This is a genomic window from Sphingosinicella sp. LHD-64 (assembly GCF_031157375.1).
In the GTDB taxonomy this organism is placed as follows: Bacteria; Pseudomonadota; Alphaproteobacteria; order Sphingomonadales; family Sphingomonadaceae; genus Allosphingosinicella.
On sequence record NZ_JAVIFV010000005.1, the window covers coordinates 1 to 25,901 of the forward strand.

Here is a 25,901-nt window from a genome sequence, read left to right on the forward strand (position 1 = left end):
GCTGACGCTTATATTGTTGCCTGAACGCCGGTCGAATCTCCCGCTGGCACGGGCCCCAGCGACCCGCTAGAGGGCCGCGATGACCACGCGGACCGACACCCATACGCCGAGCCCCACAATCGAGAGCCGCGAGGATCTGCTTCGCGTTTTCGCGAATGGCGAGAAGCCCAAAATTGACTGGCGGATCGGCACCGAGCATGAGAAGTTCGTCTACCGCGTCGAGGATTATCGCGCGCCCTCATACGATGAGAAGGGCGGCATCCGTGACCTGCTGATGGGCCTTACCGATTATGGCTGGTCTCCGATCTTCGAAGGCGAGAATGTCATCGCCCTCTCCGGTCCGGACGGCACGGTCAGCCTCGAGCCCGCCGGCCAATTCGAGCTTTCCGGTGCGCAACGCACGCATCTGCATGAAACCTGCGCTGAGACAGGCAAGCATCTCGCCCAGGTCAATGCGGTCGGCGACAAGCTCGGCCTCGGTTTCCTCGGCCTTGGCATGTGGCCCGACAAGACGCGCGCTGAACTTCCGCGCATGCCAAAGGGTCGCTACGGCATCATGCTGAACTACATGCCGAAGGTCGGCAACCTCGGCCTCGACATGATGCTCCGCACCTGCACCATCCAGGTCAATCTCGACTATGCCTCCGAGGCGGACATGGCGCAGAAATTCCGTGTCGGCCTCGCGCTCCAGCCGCTCGCCACCGCGCTCTTTGCCAATTCGCCATTCACCGAGGGCAAACCGAACGGTTTCCTCTCCTTCCGCAGCCACATCTGGTCGGACACGGATCCCGATCGCACCGGCATGCTGCCCTTCGTGTTCGAGGACGGATTTGGCTACGAGCGCTACCTGGACTACGCGCTCGATGTACCGATGTACTTCGTCTACCGCGACGGCAGATATATCGACGCCTCCGGTCAGTCGTTTCGCGATTTCCTCGATGGCCGCCTTCCCGCGCTGTCGGGCGAAAAGCCGCTCGTCACCGATTTCACCGATCATCTGTCGACCATCTTTCCCGAGGTGCGCCTCAAGAGCTTTCTCGAAATGCGCGGTGCCGACGGCGGGCCATGGAGCCGGATCTGTGCGCTGCCGGCGCTCTGGGTCGGTCTCCTCTACGATCAGTCGGCGCTCGATGCGGCGTGGGACGAGGTCAAGGGCTGGTCCATCGCGGAGCGCCAGGCGCTTCGCGATGCGGTGCCCAAGCTCGGCCTCAAGGCACAGACGCCTCGTGGCGAGACGCTGCTCGATCTTGGCCGGCGCGTGCTGGCGATTGCAGAGGGGGGGCTCAACGCACGGGCGCAGCTGAATCCGTCGGGCGACAACGAGTCGGGCTATCTCGACCCGCTGCACCAAATCCTCGCGACCGGCGTCACCCCGGCCGAGCGCCTGCTCGAGCACTACCGGCGCGACTGGGACGGGGATCTGCGCCGGGTCTATGATGAGAAGAGCTTCTAGTCCCTACAGGCAGGCATCTCGCCCTTCGGCCTTCAGCCGATCGACGATGTCCTTGACGCGCTGGCTCTGATCCCTCGGCACGACCAGAACGGCGTCCGGAGTGGCCACGACCACCAGATTCTCGACGCCCACCACGGCGACCAGCGGCCCTTCGGAGCGGATCAGGCAATCGCGCACGTCAATGGCAATGATGTCGCCACCGACATCGTTGCGCGCCGGACCCCTGGCTGCATTCTCATGCAAAGCTTCCCAGCTGCCGATGTCGGACCAGCCGATCGACACAGGTGCGACCGCGACCTTCTCGGCCTTCTCCATCAGGGCATAGTCGATCGACACGGCCGGGGCCGAGGCGAACGCTGCGGCGTCCGGCTCGATGCGGCCGTTCCCGGCGTTCTGTCCTTCAACCGCGTCACGGACAGCCGCCAGGATGTCGGGAGCGTGCCGCGCCAGGCCATCGATGACCACATCGGCGCGCATAAGGAAAATCCCGCCGTTCCAGTCGTGCCCGCCCTCTGCAAGGTAACGGGCTGCGGTCTGCGCGTCCGGTTTCTCGACGAAGCGGTCCACCGCGAACAGTCCGTCGCCGAGCGGCGCGCCACGCCTGATGTAGCCATAGCCGGTCTCCGGCCGATCGGGCGTCATGCCGAAGGTGACGATCCAGCCGGCCTGCGCGAACGGCAGCCCGCGGCGAACGGCCTGGTTGAAGCCGTCGGCATCGCCGATGCTGTGATCGCTCGGGAGGACAAGCAGCACTGTTTCGGCCGGCATGTTCAATGCAGCCAGCGCGATCGCGGGGGCTGTGTTGCGCGGCGCCGGTTCGAGGACCAGTCGCGCCGCCGCTCCGACCTCGGCAGCGATCGCCTCGGCCTGGGCGGCGGCGCCGACGATCAGCGCCGGATCGTAGAGACCGGGATCATCGACACGACGGACCGTCTGGCGCAGCATAGAGTCCGTGCCGGTCAGCGCCAGCATTTGCTTGGGCCTGTCGCGCCGCGACATCGGCCACAGCCGTGTGCCCGCGCCGCCGCACAGAATAACCGGCGTGATCCGCCCATCCTTGTCCGCAGAGTCCATGGCCGATCCCTAGAGCCAATCCGCCATGGTGGAAATGCGTGTCAAAGCTGGGTGCGAAGGGTCCACAGCTCCGGAAAGGCGCGCTTGAGGAGGGTGGACTGGAGATATTTGACGCCGGCGGTGCCGCCGGTGCCGCGCTTGAACCCGATCACCCGCTCCACGGTCACCGCATGTTTGTGCCGCCATGTGGCCAGCGCATCGTCAATGTCGACCAGCTTCTCGGCGAGCTGGTAGAAGCGCCACCATCGGTCGGTGTCGCGGTAGACCTCGGCCCAGGCCGCCTCCACGTCCGGCGAAGGCTGGTAGGGCCGGGTCCAGTCCCGCTCCAGTGTCTCGGCGGGCAGGGCGAAGCCGCCGCGCGCGAGCGCCGCATTGGCCTCGTCCCACAGGCTCGGCCGGCCGAGCGCGCCGGCGAGCTCCGCGTGCGCAGCCGAACCCTCCTCATGACGGGACAGGTGCGCCCCGTCCTTGAGGCCGAGCCGGTACTCGACTTCACGGAACTGGGCCGACTGGAAGCCGCTCGAGGAGCCGAGCACACCCCGGAAGGTGAGGTAGTCTGTCGGCGTCAGCGTCGCGAGCACGTCCCATGACAGGGTCATCACCGACTGGATCCGCGACACGCGCGAGAGGTTCTTGTGGACCTCGATCAGCTTGTCGGCGCGAACCAGTTCCACCGCGAGGCGCAGCTCGTGCAGGATCTGCTTGAGCCAGAGTTCCTTGGTCTGGTGGATGATGATGAACAGCAGTTCGTCGTGATGATCCGAGACCGGATGCTGGGCGGTCAGCAACGGCTCCAGCGCCAGATACTGGCCGTAGGTCATATCGGATGTCGCCATGCGCCTGCACTTACACGCGGCGCCCGCATGCAGCAAACAAGCGTTTCGTGCGTTCAACGATCCGTTCGCAGGACAACCAAGGGGCGAGCAATGGCGGATGGGCATTTTGCGTGGCGGACTTCCATCGCCCTGGCTTCTATGGCGATGCTGTCGGGCTGCGGCGGCGGCGATGGCGGGTCTCCGGACCCGGGGCCGTCCAATCGGCCGCCGACCTTCACCTCAGCTGCGACCGCAAGCGTCCAGGAAGGCGCCACGGGTACGGTCTACACCGCCACCGCCAGCGATCCGGACGGCAACGCGCTGAGCTTCAGCCTGACCGGCGGCGCCGATCAGGCACGCTTCGCGATCACCGCCGCCGGTGCCCTGTCTTTCGTGACGCCGCCCGATTTCGAGGCGCCGACCGACGCCGACGGCAACAATGTCTACCTGGTCCAGATCGCCGTCAGCGACGGCACGACCAGCGCGACGCTGAATCTCAGCGTGACGGTTACCGACGACGGCACCGGCAGCGCCTTCCGCGTGACCCGGGTCGGCACCGGCTTCAGTTCCCCGCTGGCGCTCGTCGGTATTCCGGACAGTTCCGGCCGTGTCTTCATCGTCGAGCGGGCCGGGCGCATTCGAATTCTCAACCCGGCGAGCGGCGCCTCGAGTCAGTTCCTCGACATTGCGTCGCAGACGACGACCGACGGCGAGCGCGGCCTGCTCGGCCTCGCGCTGGCATCGGATTTTCCGACCAGCGGCACCTTCTATGTCTATCTGACCAACACCGCCGGAAACATCGAAGTCCGCCGCTATCGGACGGTTGCCGGCAATCGCGACCAGGGCGATCCGGCGAGCGGCGACGTCCTCCTCGTCATCCCGCATCCGGGCGCCTCCAATCACAATGGCGGCTTCATCGAGTTCGGCCCGGACGGCCTGCTCTATCTCGGCACCGGCGATGGCGGGGGCGCGAACGATCCCGACAACAACGCCCAGAATCGGGGCAGTCTGCTCGGCAAGATCCTGCGGATCGACATCGCCGGCGACGCCTTTCCCGCCGATCCGCAACGCGACTATCGCATCCCCGCCGGCAACCCGTTCGCCGGAGGAGGGGGCGCTGCCGAAATCTGGGCCTATGGCCTGCGCAATCCCTTCCGCGCGAGCTTCGACCCGCTCACCCAGAATCTGTGGATCGGCGACGTCGGCCAGGGCGCGCGCGAGGAGGTCGATCTGATGCGGCCCACCGACGGCGGCGCCAATTTCGGCTGGGATGTGGTCGAGGGCACGCTCGGCACGCCGCAAGCCGGCTTCGTCCCGCCGGTCGCCGAATATGGTCATGGCAACGGCCCGACGCAGGGCAATTCGATCACCGGCGGCCGCGTCTATCGCGGACCGATCGAGGCGCTGCGCGGCCAGTACATCTTCGGCGATTTCATCAGCGGCAATCTGTGGTCCTTCCCGATCGCGCAGGCGGCGATCGGCCAGACCATTCCGGCCAGCCAGTTCACGCTCCGCAACACAGATTTCGCGCCCAATGCCGGTACGATCGACAATCCCGCCGGGTTCGGCGTCGATCAGACGGGCAATCTCTATATCGTCGACTTCGACGGGGAGATTTTCCGGATCGAGCCGGCCTGAGCCGCTAGAGCCGCTCCGCGGTCGAGACCATCTCCACCGCCCGGAGAGCGGCGAGAATGCCCATCAGGTGCTGGAGATCGTGCACCTCGATGTCGAAGTGAAAGGTGTGGAACGATCCGTCCCGCGCCGTCTGGTCCATGCTGACGATATTGGCGCCGTGCCGGCCGAGGATGCCCGCCACCGCAGCGAGCGCGCCGGGCTCGTTCTTCACCACCACCGCGAGCCGCGCCGTGCCGCCGTCGGTCTCGTTCCCCCAGGCGAGATCGACCCAGTCGGCATCGACGCCGCTGGCGAGCGTGTCGCAGCCGATCGTGTGCACCTCGATCCCTTCGCCCTCGCGGCGCAGGCCGACGATCCGGTCGCCAGGGATCGGGTGGCAGCATTCGGCGAGCTGGAACGCGACGCCGGGGGTGAGGCCCTTGATCGAGATGGCCGTGCGCTGCGGCGGCGGCTTCGTCCCCTCGGTCGCGGAGCCCGGCATCAGCGCTTCCATCACCGCGACGTCGTCGACCCGCTTGGTCGCGATGGCTTCCATCAGCGCCTCATCGTTGGGGAGCTTCAGCCGGCGTAGCCCTTCGGTGATCGCTTCCCACCCGAGCGGGGTCGGCAGACGCTGGACGATCTCGTCGAAAATCTTGCGGCCCAGCGAGACCGTCTCCTCGCGCTCCTTCGACTTCACCCAGCGGCGGATCTTCGCGCGCGCCTTGCCGGTGACGACATAGGAAAGCCAGGCCGGCTGCGGGTGCTGTGCCTTGGAGGTCAGGATCTCCACCTGGTCGCCATTGTCGAGCAGGGTGCGCAGCGGCATCACCCGGCCGTTGATCTTGGCGCCGACCGTCTGGTCGCCGAGATCGGTGTGGACGGCATAGGCGAAATCGATCGGCGTCGCACCCTTGGGCAGCTGGATCAGCTCACCCTTCGGCGTGAAGGCGAAGATCCGGTCGGTGTACATCGCCATCCGGGTATGTTCGAGCAGCTCCTCGGCCGTCGCCGCATGCTCCAGGATCTCGACGAGATCGCTGATCCAGGGATGATCGCCGGTCGCAGTCGGCGCGCCTTCCTTATAGGCCCAGTGAGCGGCGAGGCCGTGCTCGGCCTGGGCATGCATCTCCCGCGTGCGGATCTGGATCTCGATCCGCATCTGCTCGTCATGGATGATGGTGGTGTGGATCGAGCGGTAGCCGTTGCGCTTCGGCGTCGAGATGAAGTCCTTGAAGCGGCCGGGGACCATCGGCCAGCGCTGGTGGATCAGGCCAAGGGTGCGGTAGCAGTCCTCGACGCTGTCGACGATCGCGCGGAACGCCATCACGTCGGAGAGCTGCTCGAAGCTGACATGGCGCTCGGCCATCTTGCGCCAGATCGAATAGGGGTGCTTCTCGCGGCCCGTCACCTCGGCCTCGACACCGTTCGCCTCGAGATGCGCCTTGATGCCGCGGCCGATGCGCTGGATGAGATCGTCGCCGCCGCCCTTGTTCAGCTGCGCCAGCCGCTTGGTGATCGATTCATAGGCGTCGGGCTCGAGCTCGCGGAAGGCGAGCGTCTGCATCTCGGTCATGAATTCGTACATGCCGATCCGCTCCGCGAGCGGGGCGTAGATATCCATCGTCTCCCTGGCGATGCGGCGGCGCTTCTCTTCGTTCTTGATGAAGTGGAGCGTACGCATGTTGTGGAGCCGGTCGGCGAGCTTCACGAGCAGCACGCGGATGTCGTCCGACATCGCCAGCAGGAACTTGCGCAGATTCTCGGCGGCGCGCTGGCTCTCGCTCTGCGCCTCGATCTTGGAGAGTTTGGTGACGCCGTCCACCAGGCGGGCGACGTTCTGGCCGAAATGCTTGCGGATCTCTTCGGGAGTCGCCAGCGTGTCCTCGATCGTGTCGTGGAGGATCGCGGTCGCGATCGTCTCGTCATCGAGATGGAGATCGGTGAGGATACCCGCCACCTCGATCGGATGGCTGTAATAGGGATCGCCCGAAGCGCGGGTCTGGTTGCCATGCGCCTTCATCGAGAAGACATAGGCGCGATTGATCAACGCCTCGTCGGCGTCGGGGTCGTAGCTCTTGACCTTCTCGACAAGCTCATACTGCCGCAGCATGCCCTAAAGATGTGGCGCTGCGGCGTTTCGATCAACCGAAATCGCTTGGTCTGCGGCTAGTTCTGCCGCGCCCGCATATTGCAGCTTTCCAGCTCCTCGGCAGCAAAGGCCCGGCCCTCGACCGAGAAGCTGCGCAGCCGGCCAACCTCGCGAACCAGCGTCTGGCAGACGATCGCCGGCCGCGCCGCGGTGCGGGCCGACTGGCACGCCCGGCTGTCGCAGCGCCAGATATTCTCGCGGACGAGGAAGCGCGCCTGGGCCGGCTGCACCTCTGGCTCGGCATGATAGTAGCTCTGCGCGAAGGTCGGGGCGGCGACGAAGGCGAGGGAGAGGGTGGCGGCGCGCAGCATGAAGGATTCCTCCATCTAGTTTCGTGCCGCAACCTATATGAATGATAGTTGCTGTTTACAACGGAAAATGCCACGCCATATCCATTTGCCGAGAAACAGCGTAGGATCGTCGGTCATGCTGGATGTCGAACGCCATCGCGAGCTGCTGCGGCAATGCTCGATCGCAGCTGCGCTGGAATCGGTGGGGGAGCGCTGGTCGTTCCTGATCCTGCGCGGCGCTTTCAACGGGCTCCACCATTTCGAGGAGTTCCAGTCGACGCTCGGCATCGCCCGCAACATCCTCTCCAATCGTCTCACGCGGCTGGTCGAGCGGGGCATATTGGCACGCGAGCCCGATCCGGCCGATCGACGCAAGATTGCCTATATGCTGACGGAAAAGGGACGGGATTTGCTGCCCGTGCTCATCTCGCTCCGGCAGTGGGGCGAGAAATGGGTATCGGAGCAGCCCAGCAATCCGGTGCTGGTCGACCGGCAAACGCGACGCCCGATCGCGCTGATGACCGTCCGCGCGGCCGATGGACGCCCGCTCGCGCTCGGCGAAATGGAGTGGCTGGACCGGTCGGAGATCATATCCGGATAAACGAACAGGGCAGGGTTCCGCGGTGAGCCGCGGAACCCTGCCCTGCGCAAACGGGATAAACGACTACGGGCTGGCCGGGGTGCCCTCGTCGCTGTCGTTCGAGACCGCGATCGCGATGATGGCGACGAGAAGCAGAACGCCCAACGCGATCCCCGCACTACCAGCCATCGAATTCGCATCGTCCATCGGCGCCGCGGCGCGAACGGGCGTCGCGACACTGAGCGGAGCCGCCGCCTGCGCGGCAACCGGCGACAATGCCAGTGCCGACGCGCTGACTGCGGTAAGAAGCCTCTTAAAGTTCACATCTGCCTCCCTGTTACAAAGGGCAAAGTCCCCTGCCCGTCGCTTCGAGTAACACAACAAAGCAGAACGTGCCAAGAGCCGCAAGGCTCCACGCTAATTGCGGATGCGAAATATTATTTCGGCAAGATCGGCTCAGCCGTCGTAATCGGCACCGGCATTGGTGTTGCGCTGGGGCGCTGCAGCGGTGAGGCGCAGCGCCTCGGCCGATGCGGAGAGCGAGCCCACCTCGTCGGCGACGTCGTCGTCGTCGACCTGCACGCGCTGCAAGCTGCCAACCAGCGCCTCTTCGAGATCGCGCGGACGAACCGTCTCCTCCGCGACCTCGCGCAGCGCCACGACCGGATTCTTGTCGCGGTCGCGATCGATGGTGAGTTCGGCGCCGCCCGAAATCTGCCGCGCGCGCTGCGCGGAGAGGAGGACGAGCTCGAACCGGTTCGGGACTTTGTCGACGCAATCTTCGACGGTAACGCGCGCCATGCGGCTGCTCCAACTCTATGAATCTGGTCTTGCGGGAAAGCCCGCGCGCCTATCAGCGCGGGCCCGCCGAGTCAATGTAAGAGGCCGGATGGTGGGGCGCTAGACCCGCATCGGCATCAGCACGTAGAGCGCTGGCGCCTTGTCATTCTCGCGCAGCAGCGTCGGCGCTGCAGCGTCGGCGAGGTGGACTTCGACCGCGTCGCCCTCGATCTGGTTCAGAATGTCGAGCAGGTAGCGGGCATTGAACCCGATCTCGAATCCGTCCGCGGCATAGTCGGCCGGCACTTCCTCGGCCGCCGTACCATTTTCGGGCGAGGTGACCGACAGCGTGATCCGGTCGCGCTCGAGGCTCATCTTGACCGCCCGGGTGCGCTCGCTGGCGATGGTGGAGACGCGGTCGACGCCCTCCTCGAAGCTGCGCGGATCAATCTTGAGGAGCTTGTCATTGGCGGTCGGGATGACCCGGCTATAGTCCGGGAAAGTGCCGTCGATGAGCTTGGACGTGAGCACCGCATTGCCGAGACCGAAGCGGATCTTGGTGTCGGAAAGCGACACCTGCACCGAGCCGTCGACCTCGTCGAGCAGCTTGCGGAGCTCGCCGACGCATTTGCGCGGAATGATCACGCCGGGCATGCCCTGCGCGCCATCGGGGCGCGGCACCGTCACCCGTGCCAGGCGGTGACCATCGGTGGCGGCCGCCTTCAGCACCGGCTGCGCCTCGTCTGAGACGTGGAGGTAGATGCCGTTCAGATAATAGCGCGTCTCCTCGGTCGAGATCGCGAAGCGGGTCTTGTCGATGATCTGGCGGAGCGCCGCCGCCGGCAGCTCGAACCGGTGCGGCAGCTCGCCCTCGGCGATCACCGGGAAGTCGTCCCGGGGCAGGGTCGCCAGGGTGAAACGGGCACGGCCGGCATTGACCTGCATCCGTCCTTCGGCGGCGATCAGCTCGACCTGGCTGCCTTCGGGCAGCTTGCGGGCGATCTCGAAGAGGGTGTGCGCCGGGACGGTCGTCGCGCCCGGATCGGAGATATTGGCCTCGACCATCTCGTTGATCTGGAGATCGAGGTCGGTCGCCATCAGGCGGATCGACCCGTCCTCGCCGGCCTCGATCAGGACGTTGGACAGGATCGGGATGGTGTTGCGCCGTTCGACCACGGAATGGACGTGGCCCAGTCCCTTGAGGAGCGTCGCCCGTTCGATCGTCGCCTTCATCGATTACCCCTGCTCGGCATTCTTTTCGGTTTCGGCAAGGTTATAGCGGCCGTTGCAAAGCCCGCCAGTGGGAAGTGAAACAAAAGGGGCCGGAGCGTCGCCGCCCCGGCCCGATATGGCACCGGCCCTAAGGCCGGGTGGATCCGCTCATGCCCCTCAGAAGCGGAAGCCGAAACCGCCGACCACCTGGTGGCGGCTGAAGCCGTCCTCGTAGTTCGAGTAGCGATACTCGGTCTTGAGGAAGGCGTTCTGACTGAGCGCATATTCCGCACCGGCGCCGAGACGGACGCCGTCCAGATTGCGGCCGATGTTGAAATCGGACGTCGTCGCGGCCGTGCCGTCGTCATAGTCGAGGCGGACGCGGCCGTTGGTGTAGCCGGCCTTCGCATAAAGCAGCAGGTTGCGGCTCACCGCGGCACCGGCGCGGCCGCCGACATAGAGGTCACGGCCAGCACCCGCACAGAGCTGGTCGCCGGCGATCACGGTGCCGCTGATGCACTCGTCCGCCGACGAATCGGTGACTTCACCCTCGATGCCGAAAACGGCGCGGCCGCGCTGCAGGTCGTAGCCGACCGCGGCGCCATAGGTCACGCCATTCGCTCCCTCTCCTTCGACATTGACGCGATCCCAGCCGACGATGCCCTCGATGCGGGCACCCTGGAAGGTGGCGTCCTGCGCGACAGCCGGCGTGGCAACGACACCGGCGAGAAGAAGCAACACAACAGACTTACGCATTATTCTAACTCCCATATTCTCCAGCCCTGAGGGGTAATGTCGGGCCGGCGGCGCCGCTCTGGCCCGGCGTTGGTGAACCTCAGCCGAACGGGTTTTTCAGTTGCCAGCAAGGTTCCGCGCGGGCGATCAGGGGCGGATGGTTCGGGGCTCCGTCTTTCTCGCTCTCCTCGCACTGGCCGCGCCGGCGGCGGCGCAGCGCCAGTCGCTGGGGGTGTTCGGCACCTGGGGTGCGTTTCGCGGCGCGGACTCCTGTTATGCGATTGCCCAGCCGTGGCAGGCGCCGGCGCCGGAGGGTTGGCGGCCATTCGTTTCGGTCGGACACTGGCCGGGCCGGCGCGTCGCCAACCAGCTCCACGTCCGGCTCAGCCGCGAGAAGCGTGAGGGCTCTGCGGTGCTGCTGCGGATCGACGGCGAGGTTTTCCAGCTGACCGGCAGCGGCCGCGACGCCTGGGCGCCGGACCGGCGTGCGGACGACGCGATCCAGGATGCAATGCGGACCGGTCTGGACCTCGTCGTCGAGACCCGCTCGACCCGCGGCGCACTGGTGCGTGACCTCTATCGCCTCCGCGGTGCCGCCACGGCGATGGACGCGGCTGCCGTGGCCTGTGTGGGGCGGCGCTGATGCGGTTCTTCATCGCCCGTCATGGCGCGACCGTGTTCAACGCCGCCGCGCGGCTGCAGGGCGGCGCGCGACATACGCCGCTCACCCGCGCCGGCTTTGCGCAAGCCGAGACGATGGGCGAGACCTTGCGCGCGGCGCTTGGCCCGCGTCCGGCCCTCGACCTGTGGGCCTCGCCGACCGATCGCGCGCTGCAGACGCTCGCGGTCATCGCCGAGCATCTCGAGCTGGACTGGCATGGCGCGCGCACCGATCCGCGTCTCGCCGAGATCGACGTCGGTGACTGGGGGAGTCGCACCTATGGCGAGATCGAGCAGCTCAGCCCCGGCTTCTTCGATCCGGCCGCGAAGCTCTTCGCGCGGCGGCCGCCCAGTGGCGAATGGTATGACGACATCGCCGCGCGCCTGACGACATGGCTGGACGATCTGGCCGGGGAGACGGCGGACCGCCTTGTCGTCATGCATGGCATCTCTTCATGCGTGCTTCGTGGCCTGCTTACCGGTCAGCCGCATCGCGACGGCTGCGGCGCGCCAGTGGCGGTGGGGCTTGCCCAAGGGTCGGTCGCTTGCGTGGCGGGCGGGCGGGAGACCGTTCTGGCTAGGCCGAACCGCGGAAGCTGAGGCCCGTCCAGGCAGCCAGCGCGATCATCAAGGCTGCGGTCGCCAGGAAGGGCAGCGGCAGGCTGATCATGTAGAGCCCGACGCCGACCGCGGGCGCGGCGATATAGGCGATGCCGTTGACCGAGGTGACCATGCCGGCGACGGCATTCTGCTCGTCGCGCCCGACGGCGAGACTGGCGCCGCTGGTGAAGCCGGGGCGGAACAGGCCGAAGCCGAGCGAACCCAGCGCATAGCCCAGGGTGATCCCGTAGAGCGTCTCGGCGACGCCGGTGACCGCTGTTCCTGCAGCGGTGACCAGGGAGCCCCACAGGATGAGCTGGCGCGGATCGAGCGCAAGCTGCGGAATCAGCCACCACTGCGCCAGCAGGGTGGCGAAGGCGCCGACGATCAGCACGATCGCGATCCATTGTTGGGCCTGGTCGGGCGCGATCGAAAGCCGGTCGATGACCAGGAACCCGACGACGCTGAGGAGGATCGCCTGGCCGTGACCGCCGATCATTCCCGCCATCAGCCAGGGCCATACCCGCGGATCGCGCCAGCGCAGCGGCGTGCGTTCTCCGTTTTCCGTCGGAGCGTGCGCGTCCGGGGCGCCGATCGAGGGATAGGCGACGATCGGCCCGCGCGCCGGATTCTTCGGCGTGTCGTCGGGAAGACGGGTGACCAGCAGCGCCAGCACGATCGCACCGATTCCGGCGAAGACGATCAGGGGCGCCGACAGGCCGAGCGGCGGAAAGATGAAGAGCGGCGCAACTGCCGGCCCGATGATCGTGCCAAGCCCGAACGACGAGGCGAGCGCGGCGAGCGCGTTGATGCGCTGCTCACCGTCGGTGCGCGCGGCGATATAGGCCTGCACCGCCGGCGGCGAGGCCGCGCCGAAGGCGCCGTAAAGCGAGCGTCCGAGGATGAAGACGACGAAGGCGGCGACCGGCCCGACATAGCCGGCAAGACCGGCGGCCAGCGCGCCGCCGCAGATCAGCATCGAGGAGACGAAACCGTAGAGCCCCACCCGCATCAGCGCACGCCGGCCGCGCCGGTCGGCGCGATGCGCCCAATAGGGTGCCGCGATGACCCAGAGCACCGCCGACAGGCTGAAGGCGAGCGCGACCCAGATGTCCGCGACGCCGAGCACCCGGCCGATCGACGGCAGCAGCGATTGCATCGCGGTGTTGCCCGCCGCGGCGACCAGCATCACCGAAAAGAGCAAGGCGAAGCGCCCGCGCGACAAGCCCAAGCCGCTCATAAGGTGTGACTTTCCGCCGCCGTCATCGGCTGCCGCTTCGTCCCGATCCGGCCCGCACGGGACCAACGGGACAGCGCTTGCCGCTGGACAAGCGCCCGGCGATTTGCGAACGCGTCATCTTTCCGCAACTGTTTGGACATCGGCATGTCGGCATCCTGGGACGAAGCGCGTAGAGAAAGCCGGTTCGCGCGTGGCGCGGGCGGCGGCCCGCTCTGGCACTTCCTGCGCGGCTTCATCAAGCATCCCGTGATGGTCGGCTCGATCATTCCCTCGTCCCGGCAGACGATCGACAAGGTGCTCGCCAAGGTCGACTGGGCCAATTGCAAGCTGTTCGTCGAATATGGCCCGGGCGTCGGCACCTTCACCGAGCATGTCCTGCGGCGCATGGCGCCGGACGCGACCCTGGTCGCGATCGACACCAACGAGGATTTCATCCGCTACCTGCGCGGCAAGTTCACCGACAACCGCCTGTTCGCGATCAATGGCTCGGCGGCGGACGTCAGGCAGATCATCGCCGATTGCGGTTTCGAGCATGCCGACTATGTCCTCTCCGGCCTGCCCTTCTCGACCCTGCCGCCCGGTGTCGGTCCCGCCATTGCCGAGCAGACCTATGAGGCGCTGCGTCCGGGCGGTGCCTTCCTCGTCTACCAGTTCACGCCAAAGGTCCGCGATTTCCTGGAGCCCCATTTCGACCGGATCGACCGCGGCATCGAATGGGTCAACGTGCCGCCCTGCACGATCTTCTGGGCCTGGAAGGATTGAGGCAAGCTCAGGTCGGCTCCGCCTCCCCGGCGAAGTTGAGCCGCCGGGTGATCCGGTAGTCGGCGATCGCCACGAGGAAATAGCCGATCGCCCAGCGCAGCCGGTTGAGGAAGGTGCGCTGCGCCTTGTGGCCTTCGCGCGTGATCTCCCGGGAATCAGCGACCTCGCCGTCGACATAGAGGCGCATTGTCGCCGCGAACGCATCGTCCTCGATCCGCAGCATCATCTCCAGATTGAGGAACAGGCTGCGCATGTCGAAATTGGCCGAACCGATATGGACGACGTTGTCGATCACGAACAATTTCGTGTGCAGCTTGGTCGGCTGATATTCGAAGATGCGCACGCCGCGCTTGAGCAGGGTCCAGTAGGTGTAGCGCGCGGCCGCAATCGTCGCGTTGTTGTCCGACTTGGCGGCGGTCACCAGCCGCACCGCGCCGCGCCGCGCGACATTCCCCGAGCGCCGCAGCAGCACCGGCCCCGGCGCGAAATAGGCGGCAATGATGTCGAGCCGTTTCGCGGACCGCATGTCCTTGCGCACCGCCTTGGCCCAGGGGCTCAGTCGCCGCGTCGGTCCGCCGAACAGCCAGTGGAGCCTGCCGTCGATCTTGCTGTGCTTCTGCAAAACGCGCCTGAGCTGCCGCATCGAGCCTTCGGGCTTCAGCGCCCATTTGAACAGATCGTCGAAATAGGCGACGGGGCGGGCGACGCTGTCGCCCTCGACCAGCAGCCCGAGATCGCGCCAGGCGCCCTCGGCGACCGTGCCGAAATAATCGGCGCCGATGTTGAATCCGCCGACGATCACCCGCCGGCCATCCGCGACGGCGAGCTTCTGGTGATTGCGCAGCAGATAGCGCCGGCCGAAGCGCGGCACGAATCGGCAGGATCGTGCGCCGGCCTCGGTCAGCTCGCGGAAGAATCCGTCCGGAGCGTTGGCGGCGCCGAAGCCATCGACCAGCAGCAACACCTCGACGCCGCGCCGCGCCGCCGCGATCAGGGCATCGCGGACGCGGCGGCCGACGGCGTCATTCTCCCAGATATAATAGAGGATTCGCAGCGATTCCCGCGCTCCGTCGATCAGGCCGATCAAGGCCTCCAGCCGCTCCGGCCCGTCGGGAAGCAGGGTGAGGCGATTGCCGGCCACCTCGATCGGCGCGATCCGCACCGGCTCTTCTGTCAGCGCATCCTCCATCCCGGGAAATGCTAGCCGGTGGAAATGACGGGGGGAAGCGTTCCGGTTGAAGGCGCGACCACTTGCGCTAGAGCGGAGCCGTGCACGTCGACCGCCTCAGCCTGACCGACTTCCGCTCCTATGCGGACGCGTCGCTGTCGCCCGGCCCGGGCCTCGTCGTCCTGACCGGCGAGAACGGCGCGGGGAAGACGAACCTGCTGGAGGCGGTGTCGCTCCTCTCGCCCGGCCGCGGCCTCAGAGGCGCGAGCCTCTCCGACATGGCGCGCAAGGGCGGCCCCGGCGGCTTCGCCGTGGCCGGCCGATTTGGTGAGATCGACATCGGCACCGGCATCCTCGCCGCGGCGCCGGATCGACGGCAGGTGCGGATCAACGGTGCCCCGGCCTCGGCGAACGCGCTGTCCGAATGGCTGTCGATCCTGTGGCTTACTCCGGCGATGGACCGGCTGTTCACGGAAGGCGCCTCGGGCCGCCGCCGCTTCCTCGACCGCCTCGTCCTCGCGCTGCGCCCGGACCATGCGACCCATGCCGCCCGCTACGAGGCGGCGATGCGGGCGCGCAACAAGCTGCTCGCCGAGGAGCGGCCCGATGCCGACTGGTTGACCGCACTCGAAGCGCGCATGGCCGAACATGGTGGGGCGCTCGCCGAGGCCCGTGCCGCGACCGTCGACGCGCTCGGCGACCGTCTCGCCGCCGCGCCGGAAGGCCCGTTCGCCCGCGCCGGCCTCGCGCTCGAAGGCGGAGAGGCCGACGACCTCGCCGCCGCGCTTGTCATGGCGCGCACACGCGATGCCGGCGCTGGCCGTACTTTGGCGGGTCCGCACCGGACAGATCTTGTCGTGACCCATCTGGGCAAGGACCAGCCCGCCGCGCTCTGCTCGACGGGCGAGCAGAAGGCGCTCCTGATCGGCCTCGTCCTCGCCCATGCCGATCTCGTTGCGGAACGGTCGGGCCGCCGCCCGATCCTGCTGCTCGACGAAGTGGCGGCCCATCTCGACCCGCTGCGCCGCCGCGCCCTGTTCAAGCGGCTGGGCGCAGCCGGCGGCCAGGTCTGGATGACCGGAACGGAGTGCGCGCTCTTTGCCGAAACCGGCGGCAGCCCGAGTTGGTTCGAGGTTTCGGACGGGCGCGTCGAACGGCGCTGAATCGCGCCGTTTTTCCTTGGGTTTCCCCCTGCGAATCCCTATATCCTCGCTATGTCATCCTCACCCAATGAAAGCAGCTACGGCGCCGAGTCCATCAAGGTGCTGAAAGGCCTCGACGCGGTCCGCAAACGGCCCGGCATGTATATCGGCGACACCGACGACGGTTCGGGCCTCCACCACATGGTGTTCGAGGTCTCCGACAATGCGATCGACGAGGCGCTGGCCGGCCATTGCGACCGCATCCTGATCACGCTCAATCCCGACGGCTCGGTCAGCGTCGAGGACAATGGCCGCGGCATCCCGACCGGCATCCATCCCGAGGAAGGCGTGTCGGCGGCCGAAGTCATCATGACCCAGCTCCACGCCGGCGGTAAGTTCGAGAACACGTCGGACGACAATGCCTACAAGGTCTCCGGCGGCCTGCACGGCGTCGGCGTGTCCGTCGTCAATGCCCTTTCCGAATGGCTCGATCTCACCATCTGGCGCGACGGCGAGGAGCATTACATGCGCTTCGCCCATGGCGACGCCGTGGCGCCCCTGAAGGTCGTCGGCCCGGCAGGCGAAAAGAAGGGGACGCGCGTCACCTTTCTGCCCAGCCCCGCCACCTTCAAGATCACCGAATTCGATTTCGAGAAGCTGGAGCACCGCTATCGCGAGCTCGCTTTCCTGAATTCAGGTGTTCGCGTCGTTCTCGCCGATGCCCGCCACGAGGAGCGGGCGGAGCATGAGCTTTATTACGAGGGCGGCATCGGCGCCTTCGTCAAATATCTCGACCGCGCCAAGACGCCGCTCTTTCCGGAGCCGATCTCGGTCTCCGGCCAGCGCGACGATATCGGCATCGATGTCGCGCTGGAGTGGAACGACTCCTATTACGAGCAGGTCCTCGCCTTCACCAACAACATCCCGCAGCGCGACGGCGGCACCCATATGGCCGCCTTCCGCGCGGCGCTGACCCGCACGCTCAACAATTATGCCGAGAAATCCGGCCTGATGAAGCGCGAGAAGGTGACGCTGACCGGCGACGACATGCGCGAGGGCCTGACCGCGATCGTCTCGGTCAAGCTGCCCGACCCCAAGTTCAGCAGCCAGACCAAGGACAAGCTGGTCAGCTCCGAGGTGCGCCAGCCGCTCGAAAGCCTGATGGCCGACAAGCTGGCCGAATGGCTGGAGGAAAATCCCGGCCACGCGCGCTCGATCATCCAGAAGATCATCGACGCCGCCGCCGCCCGCGAGGCCGCCCGCAAGGCGCGCGAGGCGAGCCGCAAGAGCGTGATGGGCATAGCCTCATTGCCCGGCAAGCTCGCCGACTGCCAGGAGAAGGACCCGGCCAAGTCCGAGCTGTTCCTGGTCGAGGGCGATTCGGCCGGCGGCTCCGCCAAGCAGGGCCGCGACCGCCACTATCAGGCGATCCTGCCGCTCAAGGGCAAGATCCTCAACGTCGAGCGTGCGCGCTTCGACCGGATGCTGTCCTCGAAGGAGGTCGGCACCCTGATCCAGGCGATCGGCACCAGCATCGGCCGCGACGAGTTCAACATCGAGAAGTTGCGCTACCACAAGATCGTCATCATGACCGACGCCGACGTGGACGGCGCGCACATCCGCACGCTGCTGCTCACCTTCTTCTACCGGCAGATGCCCGAGATCATCGAGCGCGGTCATCTCTACATCGCCCAGCCGCCTCTCTACAAAGTCGCGAAGGGCCGCTCGGAGGTCTATCTCAAGGACAATGCCGCGCTCGACGATTACCTGATCGACGCCGGCGTCTCGCTGAGCGCGCTCGAAACTGCGCAGGGGCCGCGCTCCGGCGAGGATCTGAAGGCGCTCGCCGAACATGCCCGCCGCGTCCGGTCGCTCATGACCTATGTGCCGCGCCGCTACGATCCGGGCCTGATCGAGGCGCTGGCGCTCACCGGCGCGCTCGATCCCGAGCTGCGGGCCACCGGTCGCGCGGCGGCATTGGGCCTGACCCAGGACTGGCTGAACGCGATCGACGAGGAAGGCCAGTGGACCGCCGAGGTCGGCGCGGACGGCGACTATATCCTGCGCCGCCTGTGGCGCGGCGTGACCGATCATCACGTCATCGACCACAAGTTCCTGGTCTCGGCCGAGGCGCGCAAGCTGCACGGCCTCGCGGTGCCGGAGGCCGCGACCTATGCCGGCGTCTCGCGCCTGGTCTCGCTCAAATCCTCGTCGGTCCAGACCGAGGCCGCCGAAGAGGCGGAGGAGAATGAGGGCGGCCCGGCGAAGACCCAGGCGCCCGATCCGCGCGGCGCGCTGGTCACCCGCCCGACCGAGCTGCTGGAGGCGATCCTCGCCGCCGGCCGCAAGGGCCTCAGCGTCCAGCGCTACAAGGGCCTCGGCGAGATGAACGCCGAACAGCTCTGGGAGACCACGCTCGATCCGGCCAACCGGGCGATGCTCAAGGTCGAGGTCGCCCAGGCCGACGTCGCCGACGAGATATTCACCCGCCTGATGGGCGACGTCGTCGAGCCCCGCCGCGACTTCATCCAGGAAAATGCGCTGAACGTCGCCAATTTGGACGTGTGATGCGTTGCGACTAAGTTCGACGAAAAAGCCAGTCGACAATCGAATTTTCATTCGGCGTCGGCGCATTCGTGCATGCTTGTGCCGCGGCGGCTCCCATTACGTCGGTAAGAGCATTCTCGAAATCGCGACTGACATCAACAAAACCTGTCGCTGCATGAACGATTTCATGGAGCAATGTCCCCGCGAAATTCCTGAGGTCGATAAGTTGATCCCTGCGGATCACGATGCAACTTGATTCTGGATCCCACAATCCTACCGAATCAGTGCCCGTCACGAAGTCGGCCCGCATCGTGCGGCTAATGCGAACACCCTTAACGTGACGAGGAAACCCTCCCGCAATCTGCGCAATAGAATCGCGCATCTCGAACACCCGCCGCTCATCCTTCGTCAGCGCCGCGGTGTCGACGAAGTCAAATACGAAGCTGTCGTTCCATTCGGCCTGATATGCCCCGAGGTCGCGGATCGGCGCGCCCAGAGCGTCGATTCCGCCGGCGACGTCAGCGTGAATGTTGTCCGGAATCGTTACGATAGCGAGACCGTCGTCCCGGGCCTTGTCGATCGCATCAACGTTCGTGACTAACTGAAAGGCTGTGACAAACAGATAGCGTCCGCTCGCATTCAGGATTTTACAAGCGTGAACAGCCACTTCTTTCCATTGTACCTCGTCGGCCCCAGTTCCCGCTTGGACTTTCACGAGTTCGTCGGCGAGGGTCGCGGCGACGGCTGCGCCTTTTGCTTGGAGAAGCATATGTTTGACGCGCTCAGTGTAGGCCGTGCGACCCACATTCGTTCTCTCCCTATTGAGGGCTTTTCTCATCGCGACGTTGAGCGAGGTGATATTGTAGGAGAAGGCGAACGCTTCCTCCTCGGCGATCAAGAGTCCCGCCACATAAACTCGCGCACTCTGTCCGTCCTTGCGCCCTAGAATCTGACCAACGCTCGTTTCCTCGAGCACCATTTCTCCCGAAAATTTCAGGAAGAAGCGCTTCGCCTCGTCCATCTCGCTATCGCGCAATCCAGCCAATGTAATTTTGGTGCCCACATAGTCTGGTCTGGCACTCGGCCCTACTTCGGCATGAAGGGTAACCACATCGTCAAATCCGTGCTTTGCCTTTTCGACAACGGTGATGGAGCCGTGGGCCGACTCGATCTCAACGCGCACGCCATTACGATGAAGCGTGGCCAGCGCATCCTTAAGTCCAACTCCGAATTTTCCGATAACCTTACCGACATTTTCAAGCTTCTCGGCACTCTCGTTCTGAGTGAAGTGCTCGTAGCGCAACCCCCGGCCATGATCCTGGATCACCCATGCCCCATCGCTGCGTCTAAGAATGTCGATTTCGGCGCTACGGCTGAGTGTCTGCTCATCAAGCGCGTTGGCGATAAGCTCCCGAACCGCGTGTGCGTTTGTCCAAGCCTCCAATATCCTTTCGATGTTGAGGTCGAATAGCCTTGTTCCGGTCATTTTGTCGTCCCCCAATATGCCGGCCGACATTACATCAAACTGAGATGCTGAGTTCGGAAATTACTAGCGCGTCGAGATTTGGTTCGATTCAGCCGACTAACACCCGCAGCTTCGCTCTGATCTCCTCCAACTCCACCGCGCTAGCCTTGCCCTTTTTGGTCGCCTTGCGTACTCGCCAATCGAGGCACTTCACTTGGTCGGCCAAGGCGACGCCGCCGCGGCTTCCCTTCACCGCCACCTCGAACGGATAGCCCTTCACGCGCGTCGTCAGCGGCACGCAGAGCATCAGGCCGGTCTTGCCGTTATAGGCGGCGGGCGAGAGCACCACTGCGGGGCGATGGCCGGCCTGTTCGTGTCCGGCCTGGGGGTTGAACTGCAGCCAGACGATATCGCCGGCGTCCGGCGTCCACTTGCCGGCTACCACGCCTCATTCCCGACAGCGGGGCCGAAATCGATTTCCTCATGCCGGTTCTCGGGGGTGATGCCTTCGAGCAGCCATTCCAATGTCGTCGCCTGCGGCTTGGCCTTCTCGATCACGATCCGGCCATTTTCCTCGCGCACCTCGATCGGATCATCTGGCTTCAGCCCGGCAGCGTCGAGCGTGGCAGCCGGAATACGCACAGCCGCACTGTTACCCCATTTGCGCACATACATGTTCATGGCGATCTCCGTATCTACACTGTAGATACTCGATGGCACGCATCGTTTCAACCGGTGCCTGCACGCGCTAGACGGCAATTCATGAAGCATATCGGTCAATGCCATTGCGGCGCGCTTCGCGTCTCTTTCGACACGAACAGGCCGCTCGTGCCACGTGCATGCCAATGCAGCTTCTGCCGTAAACATGGTGCGCGGACTGTGACCGACCCGGAGGGCCTGGCCATGCTGATCCTCGGCCCGAAGGCGAACCGCTATCGCTTCGCTTCGAAAACGACCGACTACATTTTGTGCGGCCGTTGCGGCGCCTATGTGGGCGCCGTCGCCGAGATCGAACGCGCTACCTACGCCACGCTCAATCTCAACGCATTCGACGATCCGCGGCTGGACCTCACCGCCGCCCCGGTCGACTATGACGGCGAGAGCCCGGCGGAGAAGGCGGCGCGGCGCCGGGCGCGTTGGACGCCCGCCCGGCTCGCCTGATTACTTGCTCCCGCCGCCTGCGAGCCGCTGCCGTTCCGCCAGCCGCGTGAGGTCGACGAACTCCTGCCGCCACCAGTTACGCCCCGCACCTTCCTCCGCCAGCGCGCGCGCGTCGGCGAAGGTGAAGCGGCCCATATTGGTGTCGCCGCGCAGCAACTGCCCATAGGCCGCCACCGCCGCCGCGAAGGCGCTGTCGCCGGTCGGCTGCTGCGCGGTGCGGATCAGGCCGGCGCGCACCGGCTGCTCGATGAGCCGCGACTGGTCCTCGCCCGGCAGTTTATACCTGAGGCGCAGGAACGCCATCTCGCCGGTCGGGTCGCCCGGCGGCTCGCGCCGCTGGTTCGCTTGGTAGCGACGGTCGGGCAGCCAGCCATAGGCGCCGAACGGCACGATCTCGTAGATCGCCGTCACCTGATGGCCTGCGCCGATCTCGCCCGCATCGACCGTGTCGTTGTCGAAATCCTCCTCGCGCAGCGCCCGGTTCTCGTAGCCGATCAGGCGGTATTCGCGGACATAGGCCGGGTTGAACTCGACCTGGATCTTCACGTCGTGGGCGATGGTGAAGAGGGTCGAGGCGAGCTCGTCGTCGAGCACCTTCTGCGCCTCGCGCGGGGAATCGATATAGGCATAGTTGCCGTTCCCGTGATCGGCGATCTGCTCCATCATCGCTTCGTTGAAATTGCCCGTGCCGAAGCCCAATGTAGTCAGCGTGATCCCGCTCTCGCGTTCGCGCTCGACCATGTCGATCAGCGCCTCGTTGTTCGAGATGCCGACATTGAAGTCGCCGTCGGTCGCCAGCACGACGCGGTTGATGCCGCCGTCGATCCTGCCCCGCCGCGCGGTCTGGTAGGCGAGCTGGATGCCTTCGGCCCCCGCGGTCGATCCGCCCGCCTTCAGCCGCGCCAGCGCCTCCATCACCACCTGCCGGCTGGAGGTCGGCGAGAGGACGAGCCCCGCCGCGCCGGCATAGACGACGATCGACACCCGGTCCTGCCGTTGCATCCGGTTGGCGAGCAAGGCGAGCGAGCAGCGGACCAGCGGCAACTTGTCGATCGAATCCATCGATCCGGACACGTCGACCAGGAAGACAAGATTGGCCGGCGGCCGCTCGTTCCTCGGCAGGTCGTAGCCGCGCAGACCGACGCGCAGCAGCCGCGTGTCCGGATTCCACGGGGTCAGCGTCATGTCGGCATTGACGCTGAACGGTCGCGACCGGTCGGCCGGCCGCGGATAGTCGTAGCGGAAATAGTTCAGCATTTCCTCGGTGCGCACCGCCGCCTGCGGCGGCAGCTGGCCCTGGTTCAGCATCCGCCGGACATTGGCGTAGGAGCCCGTATCGACGTCGACCGAGAAGGTCGAGACCGGCGCATCGGCGACGGCCTGCACCGCGGCAACCTCCTCGCCATCATAGCGTTCCCGATTCTCGGGCTGAGGCGGCAGCGGCCGATAGCGTGACTCGGGTGACGGCCGGGCGATGCGACCGCCCGTCACCGCGATCTGGTCCTCTGCCATCGTGCCGGAGACAGGCGGCGGCGGCGGAGGCGCCGACGGCATGATGGTGGGCGGCGGGGCGTAGTTCGACTGGGGCCGAACCCCGCCCAGACGAGGGGTCCGGGTGAGCTGGCGGCCCTCATATTCGTCGCGGAACGAGCCGTTGAGAAACGGCGCGCAGATCGTGTCGGGATTTTCCCCGCCGCGATCGCCGCGACGGTCCATCGGCTGGGCGGGCAGCGGCTCGACGGGAGTTGGAGGAAGTCCGCTGATCAACAAGGCGGACATGGTGGCCAGGACGAAAGCACGCATCGTCACCTCCCCGACAGTGATGTGACAGAATCACATGAGTCGGGATGAACCGCGACTGAACCCCGTTTCGGAACGGCTGGTCGCGGCTTCGCGTCTCCTCGTCATTGCGAGCGAAGCGAAGCAATCCAGTTCAGCGTCAGGGCAGGCTGGATTGCTTCGTCGCTGCGCTCCTCGCAATGACGACGGATCGGATCTGAACGCCTTTAATCCCGGCTGCGGCGATAAAGCTCCACCACCCGATCGACCGGCAGCGCCTCGATCCGCCCGCGATGGCCGGTCACCCCCTCCGCCGCGAACAGCGAATTGACCACCGCCTCCTCGGTCGCCTCGACCGCCGCCTGGAACAGCGGCGACAGGCTGTCGTTCGGCAATTCGGCGATCGGGGATGTTGCCGACCGCCGCGCGGCGGTGCGGCGCACCGCTTCGTTGGTGGAGAAGGCAACCGCATAGTCGCCCGATCCGTTGGTGATCGGCGATCCCGTCCGCGCGATGCCGAGAAAGGCGCGCCGCGCCAGCCGCTCCAGATTGCGATCGGAGAGCGGCGCGTCGGTCGCGATCACGATGATCACCGATCCGTCGGCCGAGGCGTCGTCGAGTTCGCGCTGCAGATAATATTGCCCGAGCGCCTGCCCCACCGGCACACCGGCAACGGTGAGCGCGCCGCCATAATTGCTCTGCACCAGCACGCCGACCGTCCAGCCGCCGAGGCTGGCCGGCAGCCGCCGCGAGGCCGTCCCGATGCCGCCCTTCCAGTCGAACGCGACCGTGCCGGTCCCGGCGCCGACCGATCCTTCCGCCACTGGCCCTGCGCGCGCCGCTTCGATTGCCGCGCGGGCATGGGCGGGCGTCACCCGCCGGGCACGGATGTCGTTCAGAGAACCGTCATTGGTCTCGCCGACGACGGCATTGACCGAGCGCGCCTCCTCATTGCCCGGCTGCGCCAGCGTCCATTCGATCGCGCCCGCCATCGCCTCGGGCACGGACAAAGTGTTGGTGAGCAGGATCGGCGTCTCGATCTCGCCCAGCTCGACGATCTGGGTCGATCCCGCGAACTTGCCGAAGCCGTTCCCGACCGCGAACCCGGCTGGCACCTTGTCCTGATAGAGGTTGCCGCCATGCGGCAGGATCGCGGTCACGCCGGTACGGATCGCCGTCCCTTCGTCCAGCGTGACATGTCCCACGCGCACGCCCGCCACGTCGGTGATCGCATTGAGCGGGCCGGTCGGCAGGATGCCGATCTCGATCCCCGCCTCCCGCGCGCGCGGCCGTTCCGGCGCCGCCGGGCTCAACGCCACCGCTCCGGCTGCAATGGCTGCAAAGATCCGCCTGTCGATCCGCATGTCCTCATCCCAGACTGAGCAGGCATAGCCCGACCAACAGCACGATTGCGAGCATCGCGATCAGCAGCGGCAGGCGGCCATCGCCGTAGAACCTCATGAACATCATTTCTCCTCCTCTTTCCTCGGCCGCCCGCGCGGACGGGCTTCGGGCGGGGCGACCTTGACGCCGCGCCGGGCGAGCGCCTCGCGCAGCAGCACCTCGATCTCCGCATTGACGCTGCGGAACTCGGCCGCGGCGCAGCGTTCCAGCGCGTCCCAGAGCGCCGGCTCGATGCGCAGTGGAAAGGCCTTCTTCGGCGCCACGCCCGATCCTACTGGTAGAGCGAGCCCGCGTTCACTACCGGCTGGGTGTCGCGCTCGCCGCAGAGCACCACCATGAGGTTCGAGACCATCGCCGCCTTGCGCTCGTCGTCGAGCTCGACGACCTGTTTCTCGGACAGCATCTGGAGCGCGGTCTCGACCATCGATACGGCGCCGGTGACGAGCTTCTGCCGCGCCGCGATCACGGCCTCGGCCTGCTGGCGGCGCAGCATCGCCTGGGCGATCTCGGCGGCATAGGCGAGATGGGTGAGGCGGGCTTCGTCGACGGTGATGCCGGCGCGGCCGACGCGCTCCTGCAGCTCGCGCTCCAGATCCTCGGCCACCGCCTCGGCATCGCCGCGCAGCGTCACCTCCTTGTGCTCGATGTCGTCATAGGGATATTTGCCGGCGATCGCCCGCACCGCGCTCTCGATCTGGATCTCGACGAACTCGAGATAATTGTCGACATCGTAGAGCGCCTGCGCGGTGTCGGTGACACGCCAGACCACGTTGGCGGCGATCTCGATCGGATTGCCGCGCTGGTCGTTCACCTTCAGCCGGTCCGACGTCAGGTTGTGGATACGGGTCGAGATCTTCTGGCGGGTGAGCCAGGGCAGCACCCAGCGGAGGCCCGGATTCCGGTCGGTACCCCGATATGCGCCGAACAGCAGGATCGCGGCCGCCTGGTTGGGCTGCAGCAGGTAGAAGCCGGGGCAGATGAGCCCGAACGCGATCGCGCCAGCCACGACGAACGTGATCCCGAGGCCGATATTGCCGCCGGACACGGCTTCGCCGGCGAGGTCGATCTGCTCGCCGCCCGTTGCGATCAGCTCGATCAGGCCGAAGACGATGGCGGCGATCGCAACGAGCCCGGCCAGCAGCATCACATAGCCGTTGCTCGTCATGGCCGGCCGTTCGCGCGAACGGCTGAGGGCGACGGGGCCGGCCTGTTCCACTGTGCTCATCATGTCCTCCCAGGGTGAATATATGATATCATAATTAAAT

General features: G+C 66.1%; 26 protein-coding genes. 9 read left to right on the top strand and 17 right to left on the bottom strand.

Features of this window, described 5'->3' with window-relative positions:
• The first annotated feature begins 79 nt into the window (after positions 1 to 79).
• Entirely contained in the window at positions 80 to 1,453 is a 1,374-nt protein-coding gene (locus RCO27_RS17405; protein ID WP_309003983.1) for a glutamate--cysteine ligase, read from the top strand.
• A 3-nt stretch (positions 1,454 to 1,456) separates the two neighbouring features.
• Here the strand turns inward: RCO27_RS17405 and RCO27_RS17410 are convergent, their stop codons facing one another.
• Together RCO27_RS17410 and RCO27_RS17415 are read right to left on the bottom strand one after the other, a co-directional pair.
• Positions 1,457 to 2,527: a mannose-1-phosphate guanylyltransferase/mannose-6-phosphate isomerase gene (locus RCO27_RS17410; protein ID WP_309003984.1), complete on the bottom strand. Its 1,071-nt coding sequence runs from the start codon at positions 2,525 to 2,527 to the stop codon at positions 1,457 to 1,459.
• Positions 2,528 to 2,568: 41 nt separating this feature from the next.
• The gene (locus RCO27_RS17415; protein WP_309003985.1) at positions 2,569 to 3,363 is read right to left on the bottom strand and encodes a tryptophan 2,3-dioxygenase family protein; all 795 of its coding nucleotides are present in this window, start codon (positions 3,361 to 3,363) and stop codon (positions 2,569 to 2,571) included.
• A 138-nt stretch (positions 3,364 to 3,501) separates the two neighbouring features.
• On the opposite strand from RCO27_RS17415, the gene RCO27_RS17420 reads away from it, so the two are divergent.
• Positions 3,502 to 4,980, top strand: coding sequence for a PQQ-dependent sugar dehydrogenase (locus tag RCO27_RS17420; RefSeq protein ID WP_309003986.1), 1,479 nt, complete (start codon positions 3,502 to 3,504; stop codon positions 4,978 to 4,980).
• A gap of 4 nt (positions 4,981 to 4,984) precedes the next feature.
• Here RCO27_RS17420 and RCO27_RS17425 read toward each other — a convergent pair whose 3' ends face one another.
• Together RCO27_RS17425 and RCO27_RS17430 are read right to left on the bottom strand one after the other, a co-directional pair.
• Positions 4,985 to 7,072: a bifunctional (p)ppGpp synthetase/guanosine-3',5'-bis(diphosphate) 3'-pyrophosphohydrolase gene (locus tag RCO27_RS17425; RefSeq protein ID WP_309003987.1), complete on the bottom strand. Its 2,088-nt coding sequence runs from the start codon at positions 7,070 to 7,072 to the stop codon at positions 4,985 to 4,987.
• A gap of 56 nt (positions 7,073 to 7,128) precedes the next feature.
• Positions 7,129 to 7,437, bottom strand: coding sequence for a hypothetical protein (locus RCO27_RS17430; protein WP_309003988.1), 309 nt, complete (start codon positions 7,435 to 7,437; stop codon positions 7,129 to 7,131).
• A 100-nt stretch (positions 7,438 to 7,537) separates the two neighbouring features.
• On the opposite strand from RCO27_RS17430, the gene RCO27_RS17435 reads away from it, so the two are divergent.
• The gene (locus RCO27_RS17435; protein WP_309003989.1) at positions 7,538 to 8,002 is read left to right on the top strand and encodes a helix-turn-helix domain-containing protein; all 465 of its coding nucleotides are present in this window, start codon (positions 7,538 to 7,540) and stop codon (positions 8,000 to 8,002) included.
• Positions 8,003 to 8,065: 63 nt separating this feature from the next.
• Here RCO27_RS17435 and RCO27_RS17440 read toward each other — a convergent pair whose 3' ends face one another.
• From RCO27_RS17440 to RCO27_RS17455, 4 genes are all read right to left on the bottom strand, one after another.
• Positions 8,066 to 8,305 (bottom strand): hypothetical protein, encoded by a 240-nt coding sequence (locus RCO27_RS17440; RefSeq protein ID WP_309003990.1) that lies wholly within the window; start codon positions 8,303 to 8,305, stop codon positions 8,066 to 8,068.
• A gap of 132 nt (positions 8,306 to 8,437) precedes the next feature.
• Positions 8,438 to 8,782: a DNA-directed RNA polymerase subunit omega gene (gene rpoZ, locus RCO27_RS17445; protein WP_309003991.1), complete on the bottom strand. Its 345-nt coding sequence runs from the start codon at positions 8,780 to 8,782 to the stop codon at positions 8,438 to 8,440.
• A 99-nt stretch (positions 8,783 to 8,881) separates the two neighbouring features.
• Positions 8,882 to 9,994: a DNA polymerase III subunit beta gene (dnaN, locus tag RCO27_RS17450; protein ID WP_309003992.1), complete on the bottom strand. Its 1,113-nt coding sequence runs from the start codon at positions 9,992 to 9,994 to the stop codon at positions 8,882 to 8,884.
• Positions 9,995 to 10,150: 156 nt separating this feature from the next.
• Positions 10,151 to 10,729 carry a porin family protein gene (locus RCO27_RS17455; protein ID WP_309003993.1) on the bottom strand — a complete coding sequence of 193 codons (579 nt, stop codon included), beginning with the start codon at positions 10,727 to 10,729 and terminating at the stop codon, positions 10,151 to 10,153.
• 136 nt (positions 10,730 to 10,865) lie between these two features.
• Between RCO27_RS17455 and RCO27_RS17460 the strand changes: the two genes are divergently transcribed.
• Both RCO27_RS17460 and RCO27_RS17465 read left to right on the top strand, forming a co-directional pair.
• Entirely contained in the window at positions 10,866 to 11,351 is a 486-nt protein-coding gene (locus RCO27_RS17460; protein WP_309003994.1) for a hypothetical protein, read from the top strand.
• Positions 11,351 to 11,968: a histidine phosphatase family protein gene (locus RCO27_RS17465; RefSeq protein WP_309003995.1), complete on the top strand. Its 618-nt coding sequence runs from the start codon at positions 11,351 to 11,353 to the stop codon at positions 11,966 to 11,968. Before RCO27_RS17460 ends, RCO27_RS17465 begins: the two co-directional genes overlap by 1 nt.
• On the opposite strand, the gene RCO27_RS17470 is transcribed toward RCO27_RS17465, so the two are convergent.
• A complete protein-coding gene (locus tag RCO27_RS17470) occupies positions 11,946 to 13,208 on the bottom strand; it encodes an MFS transporter (RefSeq protein ID WP_309003996.1) in 1,263 nt (420 codons plus the stop codon). The two genes, RCO27_RS17465 and RCO27_RS17470, sit on opposite strands and share 23 nt — an antisense overlap.
• 144 nt (positions 13,209 to 13,352) lie before the next feature.
• Between RCO27_RS17470 and RCO27_RS17475 the strand changes: the two genes are divergently transcribed.
• Positions 13,353 to 13,970, top strand: coding sequence for a methyltransferase domain-containing protein (locus RCO27_RS17475; RefSeq protein WP_309003997.1), 618 nt, complete (start codon positions 13,353 to 13,355; stop codon positions 13,968 to 13,970).
• 7 nt (positions 13,971 to 13,977) lie between these two features.
• On the opposite strand, the gene RCO27_RS17480 is transcribed toward RCO27_RS17475, so the two are convergent.
• Positions 13,978 to 15,159 carry a phosphatidylserine/phosphatidylglycerophosphate/cardiolipin synthase family protein gene (locus RCO27_RS17480; protein WP_309003998.1) on the bottom strand — a complete coding sequence of 394 codons (1,182 nt, stop codon included), beginning with the start codon at positions 15,157 to 15,159 and terminating at the stop codon, positions 13,978 to 13,980.
• 80 nt (positions 15,160 to 15,239) lie between these two features.
• Between RCO27_RS17480 and recF the strand changes: the two genes are divergently transcribed.
• Both recF and gyrB read left to right on the top strand, forming a co-directional pair.
• Complete coding sequence (recF, locus tag RCO27_RS17485; protein ID WP_309003999.1) at positions 15,240 to 16,301, top strand: DNA replication/repair protein RecF; 1,062 nt, start codon at positions 15,240 to 15,242, stop codon at positions 16,299 to 16,301.
• 51 nt (positions 16,302 to 16,352) lie between these two features.
• On the top strand, positions 16,353 to 18,848 hold the full coding sequence (gene gyrB / locus RCO27_RS17490) for a DNA topoisomerase (ATP-hydrolyzing) subunit B (protein ID WP_309004000.1): 2,496 nt from the start codon (positions 16,353 to 16,355) through the stop codon (positions 18,846 to 18,848).
• 10 nt (positions 18,849 to 18,858) lie between these two features.
• Here the strand turns inward: gyrB and RCO27_RS17495 are convergent, their stop codons facing one another.
• The 3 genes from RCO27_RS17495 to RCO27_RS17505 form a co-directional block, all read right to left on the bottom strand.
• Positions 18,859 to 20,313 (bottom strand): ATP-binding protein, encoded by a 1,455-nt coding sequence (locus RCO27_RS17495; RefSeq protein ID WP_309004001.1) that lies wholly within the window; start codon positions 20,311 to 20,313, stop codon positions 18,859 to 18,861.
• An 88-nt stretch (positions 20,314 to 20,401) separates the two neighbouring features.
• Complete coding sequence (mazF, locus tag RCO27_RS17500) at positions 20,402 to 20,737, bottom strand: endoribonuclease MazF (RefSeq protein ID WP_309004002.1); 336 nt, start codon at positions 20,735 to 20,737, stop codon at positions 20,402 to 20,404.
• On the bottom strand, positions 20,731 to 21,078 hold the full coding sequence (locus RCO27_RS17505) for an AbrB/MazE/SpoVT family DNA-binding domain-containing protein (protein ID WP_309004003.1): 348 nt from the start codon (positions 21,076 to 21,078) through the stop codon (positions 20,731 to 20,733). Before RCO27_RS17505 ends, mazF begins: the two co-directional genes overlap by 7 nt.
• A 93-nt stretch (positions 21,079 to 21,171) precedes the next feature.
• Between RCO27_RS17505 and RCO27_RS17510 the strand changes: the two genes are divergently transcribed.
• Complete coding sequence (locus RCO27_RS17510; protein ID WP_309004004.1) at positions 21,172 to 21,453, top strand: hypothetical protein; 282 nt, start codon at positions 21,172 to 21,174, stop codon at positions 21,451 to 21,453.
• Here the strand turns inward: RCO27_RS17510 and RCO27_RS17515 are convergent, their stop codons facing one another.
• The 4 genes from RCO27_RS17515 to RCO27_RS17530 form a co-directional block, all read right to left on the bottom strand.
• Positions 21,454 to 23,256 carry a VWA domain-containing protein gene (locus RCO27_RS17515; RefSeq protein WP_309004005.1) on the bottom strand — a complete coding sequence of 601 codons (1,803 nt, stop codon included), beginning with the start codon at positions 23,254 to 23,256 and terminating at the stop codon, positions 21,454 to 21,456.
• A gap of 203 nt (positions 23,257 to 23,459) precedes the next feature.
• A complete protein-coding gene (locus RCO27_RS17520) occupies positions 23,460 to 24,596 on the bottom strand; it encodes a P1 family peptidase (protein WP_309004006.1) in 1,137 nt (378 codons plus the stop codon).
• A gap of 102 nt (positions 24,597 to 24,698) precedes the next feature.
• Entirely contained in the window at positions 24,699 to 24,899 is a 201-nt protein-coding gene (locus RCO27_RS17525) for a toxin-antitoxin system HicB family antitoxin (protein WP_309004007.1), read from the bottom strand.
• An 8-nt stretch (positions 24,900 to 24,907) separates the two neighbouring features.
• Positions 24,908 to 25,864, bottom strand: a complete 957-nt coding sequence (locus RCO27_RS17530) for an SPFH domain-containing protein (RefSeq protein WP_309004008.1) — start codon at positions 25,862 to 25,864, stop codon at positions 24,908 to 24,910.
• Positions 25,865 to 25,901 lie beyond the last annotated feature (37 nt).